The organism is Nitrospirota bacterium (assembly GCA_020846775.1).
Lineage (GTDB): Bacteria > Nitrospirota > 9FT-COMBO-42-15 > HDB-SIOI813 > HDB-SIOI813 > RBG-16-43-11.
The window spans coordinates 1-7239 of record JADLDG010000032.1 but is presented as its reverse complement, the minus strand read 5'-3'; the positions used below and the strand labels follow the sequence as shown (position 1 = coordinate 7239).

The window sequence follows — 7239 nt, the reverse complement described above, 5'->3', positions numbered from 1 at the left end:
TGAGTCACTTCATCTCCCTTTTACCTCCGTTAAACCTATCGGAATACTCTTTCTAATTCTGACAGCAGGGTACCTGCTGCTGAGTATTTTAAAAAAGAAGCCTTTTAAAATCCGGAGTTTTGAATTTCCTATTCCTCGTCCAGGGCTTTCTATTTCACAGATAATTATATCATGTGTGGATTGGTCCATAGCGGGAAGTGTACTCTATTTCTTATTACCATCCTCAGAGGCACTATCATATCCCAATGTTCTTGGTATCTTTTTGCTGGCGCAGATTGCCGGTCTGGTTAGCCAGGTTCCCGGCGGCCTTGGGGTTTTTGACACAATTGTTTTAATTCTTCTCTCACGAACATTACCTTCATACTCTGTAGTTGGGTCACTTATTGTTTACAGGGGGATATATTACCTCCTGCCTCTCGGGGTTGCTACTGTGCTTCTCGGAGTCCACGAGTTTCTTCAGAAAAAGAAGGTAGTTGTACAGGTATCTTCAGTATTCGGGCAATGGATACCACGGCTTTTACCACATGCATTCGCATATATTACGTTTCTTGGTGGAGCAATTCTCCTTTTTTCAGGTTCAACCCCAACGGTTATCTGGCGTTATGAATGGCTTCAGGATATTCTGCCAATACCCGTCATCGAAGTTTCCCATTTTCTTGGCAGCGTTGTTGGTATGTGCCTTTTGATCATTGCCTGGGGGCTTCAGCGGAGGCTTGACGGTGCATATATTATTACGCTGTTTCTACTCTTTGCCGGAGTTGTATTTTCTTTGCTGAAAGGTGCTGATTATGAAGAGGCCGCTATATTAGCAGTGATGTGTTTCGCATTAATCCCATGTCGGAAACACTTTTACCGCAAGGCGTCTCTAACCAGTGAGAGATTTTCGCCTGGATGGGTCGGAGCTATAATTCTTATACTTATATGTTCTGTCTGGTTTGGGATGTTTTCATATAAACATGTTGAATACTCCAATGAACTCTGGTGGCGCATGACCCTTTCCGGAGATGTACCGCGATTTTTGCGGGCAACAATAGGAGCGATTGGGGCTGCCCTGGTTTTCGCAATGGTAAGGCTTCTAAGCCCTGCTCCGCCTGAACCCGAAGTTCTACTGATGGAAGATTTGGATACTGCAAGAAGTATAATCAGGAACTCACAGAATACTTTTGCTAATCTTGCTCTGCTCAGGGATAAATCGCTGCTCTTTAGTGAAAACAAGGAAGCATTTATAATGTATAGCGTTGAAGGGCGCAGCTGGGTGGCGCTGGGAGACCCTGTAGGTGAGGAGAAAGAAATGCCGGAGCTTATCTGGCATTTCAGGGAGATCTGTGACCGCCAAGATGGATGGACTGTATTTTATGAAGTTCAACAGAAAAACCTATCCCTGTACCTTGACCTTGGTCTCACCTTGCTCAAACTTGGAGAAGAAGGCCATGTCAGACTTGAATCATTTTCTCTTGACGGTGGCAACCGTAAAGACTTTCGACGAACTCATAACAAACTCACGAAGGATGGATTTACGTTTGAGATAATCAAGCAGGATGATGTTCCTTTGATATTACCAGAGATTAAGAAAATATCTGATGCATGGTTAGCTGAAAAAAATACCAGAGAGAAGGGTTTTTCCCTTGGGTTTTTTGATGAGGAATACCTGAAAGAATTTCCGGCGGCAATAGTCAGAAAGGATAACAGTATTATGGCATTTGCCAACATATGGTGTGGAGGTGAAAAGGAAGAACTTTCAATTGATTTAATGCGGCATATTCCTGATGCCCCTAATGGTCTTATGGATTATCTTTTTATAGAAATTATGCTTTGGGGAAAAAACGAAGGATATAACTGGTTTAATCTTGGGATGGCCCCTTTGTCAGGTTTTGAAGCCCATGCCCTTGCCCCTCTCTGGAATAAACTGGGAGCATTTGTATTTCGTCACGGTGAACACTTTTATAATTTTCAGGGCCTTCGTGAATATAAAGAAAAATATGACCCTGAGTGGGAACCTAAATATCTTGCCTCTCCAGGAGGCCTTGCACTGCCGCGCATTCTTGCAAACCTTGCTTCCCTTATCGCAAAAGGGTTAACAGGAGTTGTCTCCAAATAAATTGTCTACAATTATGAGGATATGTTATACGTTAAAAGACATGCGCACTTGACAAGGGTTATTCCCATCTGTATATTACGTACATGAAAGTATCAAGACCTGATTTAAAACCATCCGGTAAAAAAAGAAGCCCTGCAGACAGCTCTGTTAAGAGAGATGAATATGAGTGAAAGGGAAGGATATGGATCGAGGGAAAGAACGGAACATTTCTGGGATATGGCAGAGTTATCCTGCTTGAGAGGATTAAAGAATATGGCTCCATATCAGAGGCGGCAAAATCAATGGATATGTCTTACAGGCATGCATGGGAACTAGTTGATTCCATTAACAAGCAGGCAAGGAAGCCTCTTATTGAGACAGCCACCGGGGGCAAAGGAGGTGGAGGTGCGATGCTGACTGCTGCAGGTGATAGAGCTGTATCGGTATTCCGGGAACTGCATGCCAGATTCAAGAGCTTTTTAGAAAAAGAGGTGTTAAAAGTAAAGATATAAATATTGATTTATCAATCGTTATGCTTTGTTAACGATAACGCCCGATGAAAGGGGGCAGTTGAACATGCTGTACCAGTTGAGATTTGCAGGAGCTGTTTATTTAACGATCTTGTTTACGATGTTCTCCTTTTTAACAGGCAATGCTGCAGCCCAGGATACGGGTAAAACCGGAGAGGCGGGAGCGAGTGAGTTAATACCAGGGGTGGCAGGTTATGTCGAGGGGTGGTACCGGTCGGATCAAAGTGACCTTTCAAACCAGACGACAGAGGCGAAGAAGGTGGACAACGAGTTCCGCATCAGAAGGGCAAGGATTGATGTGAAGGGGAACTTAACAGATCAGATCGGATACAGGGTAACAGGGAATTTTGACGGCCCGAGCCCGGCCAGCGGTCCGGCAAGTGTTAAGCTGTGGGATGGGTATATAATTTATAAGCTGCATCCTCTCACCACTATAACCCTTGGACAGCTAAAGTACCCATTTACCTTAGAAGGGTACGAGGGGACGCCGGACAGGGTCCCTGTCTTAAGGGCGGAGTCCATTAATGATATCGCCGGGAAATTGGGGACACAGGGGGGAAGTTTCAGAGACATCGGGATAAGGATTGACGGAGGCATTAAGAAGTTTCGCGGCCTTACCTATGGATTGGCCCTGATCAATGGGGCCGGCATCAACAAGGGGGACAACAACGGGAAAAAGGATATTGTTGGAAGGGTCAGCATCTCCCCTGTCAAAGGGTTCAATCTCGGACTTTCCGGCTATACAGGAAGAGGAGAGGGTGAGACACAGCAAATAGCGGTAAAGGAGACCGCATACGGTCTGGATGCGGAGTACATTCTGAATTCAGGATTTCACTTAAGAGGTGAATACCTGACGGCAAGCTGGGAAAACTGGGATGCGGCAACAGCGAGTGTTTCTTCGGGAAAAACACAAAAGCCCGGGGGGTGGTATATTCAGGCCTCCTCCAGGGTTCCTCATATAAATGCTCTGGAGGTCCTCGCAAGATACGAAGACTTTGAAAAGGACTCTAATATGGGAGACAGTCATCTGAAGACGACTACTTTTGGCATGACATACTATCTGAAAGGTAAGAGCAGGATAACAGCAAATTATCTGATCAGGGATGCCGGCAAGAGTGCTGTCGTTACTGCCCAGGAAACGGATGCAACCGGTTCCAGGATAGGAAATCTATTTCTTGTTCAGGCCATCACGGTCTTTTAGACAGGGTGCTGGTGATTCATGAAATGGCACACCATAAAAATAAGGAGATCAATGATGCGTCAGTTTCTCTTTTCTTTGATCATTGCAGCCCTGCCATGCATAATACTACCGGGGAATGCGGCGGTTGCCGGTGAAAGAAGTATCACTGTAGCTGCAGCGTCAGACCTAAACTTTGCATTCAAAGACATAGCCGCGGTGTTTGAAAAAGAGACCGGTATTAAGGTTATATTGTCATTCGGTTCCACCGGCATGCTCGCAAAGCAGATCTCCGGGGGGGCTCCTTTTGATCTCTTCTTTGCTGCAGACCGTAAGTATCTTGAGGATTTGAGCAGCAATGGCCATGTCATTCCATCCTCTGTCGAGCGATATGCACAGGGGGTGATTGTACTCGCCGTAAATAAATCCTCTGGAGTAGAAGTCAGAGATTTGAAACACCTTTTGATGCCTGATATTAGAAATGTGGCGATTGCCAATCCGGAACATGCTCCATACGGAAGAGCGGCCATGGAGGCATTGAAATCAGCCGGTCTATGGGATAGACTGAAGGAAAAGCTTGTCTACGGGGAGAACATCAGGCAAACCCTTCAATTCATACAGACAGGTAATGCTCAGGCAGGGATAGTTGCTCTCTCTCTGGCAAATGTGCCGGAGATAACTTATGCAGAGATAGACCCTTCTCTTCATAATCCTATAGACCAGACCACGGGGATCGTGAAAAACTCTAAGGATAAGGAAGCAGCAGCATCTTTTATACGTTATGTGAAGGGGCCTTTCGGGAGTTTGGTCATGAAAAAATATGGTTTTATAATACCTTAACAAGATGGACCTTTTTCCTTTATATCTGACTGTCAAGGTCTCTTTCATTGCAACGGTCTTTACCGCCTCAATTGGCCTGGTGCTGGCCTGGGTCCTGGCAAAGAAGGTTTTTATCGGGAAGACTGTTCTCGATGTCCTGATAATGCAGCCTCTGGTGATTCCGCCGACTGTACTCGGTTACTATCTGTTAAGCACCTTTGGATTAGGGAGTCCCATCGGGAGGTTCCTTGATGATGTCCTGGGAATACAGATCGTGTTCACATGGAAGGGGGCCGTGCTGGCAGCATTAGTCTCATCCCTGCCGTTATTTGTAAAACCGGCTAAGGCCGCTATAGAGGGGGTCGGTGACGACCTTGAGGATGCCGCGCGCCTACTTGGTAAAACGGAGCTCTATATTTTCAGAACGATAACGCTGCCGATAGCGTGGCGCGGGATCCTGGCCGGAGTAGTGATGGCCTTCGCACGGGCTACAGGGGAGTTTGGCGCTACCCTCATGGTGGCCGGCAATATCCCGGGGAGGACACAGACCCTCCCGATTGCCATATACGATGCAGTACAGAGTGGAGACGCTCATACGGCCAATGTCCTTGTCGGCATCATTACGCTCTTTTCTTTTCTTGTGCTCTACATTGCAGAGAGGTTTACCAAAGGGAGATTTTGAATGAACTGTCATGAGCCGCTGCCTCACAAAGGGGCATGAAAATCAGGCTGCTTAAAGCCCAATAAATCGGGCAACTACAAGAGTCTTTCGGCAACTTTTCAATCATCGTAGACGGGGGATTATCGGATGAACCTGAAGGTGAATCTTAAGAAATCTTTTGACGGTTTCAGTTTAGACGTGAACCTTTCGGTACAAGAAGACCTTCTTGTATTATTCGGTCCATCAGGGGCAGGCAAGAGCCTGATCCTCAAGATGGTCTCGGGGATCGTTGTACCAGATGAGGGGGTTGTAGAAATAGGTGATGAAAGGGTCTATGACTCGGAGAATCATATAGACCTGCCTGTGCGTAGTAGACGTATCGGTTATTTATTTCAGGATTACGCACTTTTTCCCCATATGACTGTATATGGGAATATTGCCTACGGCATAAATCAGCTTGAACGTTCTCTTATTCAAAAAAAGGTTGAGGAACTCATTGACGTAATGAGGCTCAGCGGACTTGAAAAGAGATTTCCTCATGAACTTTCGGGAGGACAGAAACAAAGGTGCGCGCTTGCAAGGACCCTGGCCATCGAACCTAGGGTGCTGCTCCTGGACGAGCCTTTCTCAGCGCTCGATTTTCAGGTGAGGGAGAAGCTCAGGGCGGATCTCCTGCGTATCCACACACTCTATCCCATTACAACAATACTCGTGACGCACGACCTTGAGGAGGCCTATATGCTGGGTAAGAAGATTGCGGTGATAAATAACGGGCGCATCGAACAGGCAGGCCCGAGGGAAGAGGTATTCTACAGGCCCCGGACAAGAAGTGTTGCAAGGTTCATAGGTACACGGAATATTTTTGACGGGACAATAGAGGGGTTGGATGGCCATCTGGTTACGATGCGGAACAAGGACATAGGACTGGTTAAGGCTTTTATTGCAGAGGGGACAGAGTTGCGGACAGGTCAGGATGTTTCATTCTGCATTAGACCTGAGGAGGTCATGATAATCAGGCCTGACAGACCCCTTGACAATAGAGTGCACGACAATATTATTGAAGGGGAGATTATATCAATCATAGGCAAAGGCTCAACTCAGATTATGTTTTTAAAAACCGGGAGCGGAGATACCTTTCTAAAGATAGAAATTCCAAATTTCGTGGCAAGGAAGTTATCCCTCGATAAAGGAAAGCGCATTAGGGTGTCCCTCAAAAAGGAAAACCTTTGGGTAATACCATAGAGAGAAACCGGAAAAAGGAGGATAAAGATGTATGAAGTCAGAAAGATAAGAAAGGTATTGAAAAGTAAGCCGGTTATTGAAGGCGCAGGAGTTCACCTGAAACGGGTCTTTGGGTTTAGTGAAGTCCCAATGCTTGATCCGTTCCTGCTTCTGGATGATTTCCGATCTAACAAGCCGGAGCACTATTTAAAAGGGTTTCCATGGCATCCTCATCGCGGCATCGAGACCATAACATATGTCCTCAGCGGAAAGGTGGAACATGGTGACAGTATGGGTAACAAGGGCGTAATATCGGCCGGTGACCTGCAGTGGATGACCGCTGGCAGCGGGATAATACATCAGGAAATGCCCAAGGGTGATCCAAACGGACTGATGGGTGGATTTCAGCTCTGGGCCAATCTGCCCGCAAGCAGTAAGATGATGGAACCCCGATACCGGGAAATAATTAGCAAAAATATACCGGAGGTTGTATTGGAGAATGGCACAAAAATCAAGGTAATATCAGGAAAGCTGGGGAACATTCAGGGTCCTGTTCAGGACATTGTAATTGACCCTGAGTATTTTGACATTACTGTAAGCGCCGGGTCCAAATACACCCACCAGACAAAGCGTGGTCATACGGTCTTTGCATACGTTATTGAGGGAACAGGATACTTCTGTAATGAAAAGAATCCCTTTTCATTTGATGTTGAAGGTGTTAACTATTTCGATATGCAAAGAGATCCGTTTATAG

Annotated in this window: 7 protein-coding genes; all 7 read left to right on the top strand. The window is 46.1% G+C overall.

Features of this window, described 5'->3' with window-relative positions:
* Positions 1–2098, top strand: a 2098-nt coding sequence (mprF, locus tag IT392_04825; protein ID MCC6543810.1) for a bifunctional lysylphosphatidylglycerol flippase/synthetase MprF, incomplete at its 5' end; no start/stop codon positions are given.
* A 179-nt stretch (positions 2099–2277) separates the two neighbouring features.
* Positions 2278–2589, top strand: coding sequence for a LysR family transcriptional regulator (locus IT392_04820; GenBank protein ID MCC6543809.1), 312 nt, complete (start codon positions 2278–2280; stop codon positions 2587–2589).
* Between the two features lie 64 nt (positions 2590–2653).
* Complete coding sequence (locus tag IT392_04815; GenBank protein ID MCC6543808.1) at positions 2654–3808, top strand: hypothetical protein; 1155 nt, start codon at positions 2654–2656, stop codon at positions 3806–3808.
* A gap of 18 nt (positions 3809–3826) precedes the next feature.
* On the top strand, positions 3827–4624 hold the full coding sequence (gene modA, locus IT392_04810) for a molybdate ABC transporter substrate-binding protein (protein ID MCC6543807.1): 798 nt from the start codon (positions 3827–3829) through the stop codon (positions 4622–4624).
* A gap of 4 nt (positions 4625–4628) precedes the next feature.
* Positions 4629–5285 (top strand): molybdate ABC transporter permease subunit, encoded by a 657-nt coding sequence (gene modB, locus IT392_04805; GenBank protein MCC6543806.1) that lies wholly within the window; start codon positions 4629–4631, stop codon positions 5283–5285.
* A gap of 126 nt (positions 5286–5411) precedes the next feature.
* Positions 5412–6506 (top strand): ABC transporter ATP-binding protein, encoded by a 1095-nt coding sequence (locus IT392_04800; protein MCC6543805.1) that lies wholly within the window; start codon positions 5412–5414, stop codon positions 6504–6506.
* A 27-nt stretch (positions 6507–6533) separates the two neighbouring features.
* Positions 6534–7239, top strand: a 706-nt coding sequence (locus IT392_04795; protein ID MCC6543804.1) for a pirin family protein, incomplete at its 3' end; no start/stop codon positions are given.

Excerpts from the sequence above, each read along its gene's own strand:
- IT392_04815 (MCC6543808.1), top strand. The coding sequence starts at position 2,654 with ATGCTGTACCAGTTGAGATTTGCAGGAGCTGTTTATTTAACGATCTTG.
- modA (MCC6543807.1), top strand. The coding sequence starts at position 3,827 with ATGAAATGGCACACCATAAAAATAAGGAGATCAATGATGCGTCAGTTT.
- modB (MCC6543806.1), top strand. The coding sequence starts at position 4,629 with ATGGACCTTTTTCCTTTATATCTGACTGTCAAGGTCTCTTTCATTGCA.
- IT392_04800 (MCC6543805.1), top strand. The coding sequence starts at position 5,412 with ATGAACCTGAAGGTGAATCTTAAGAAATCTTTTGACGGTTTCAGTTTA.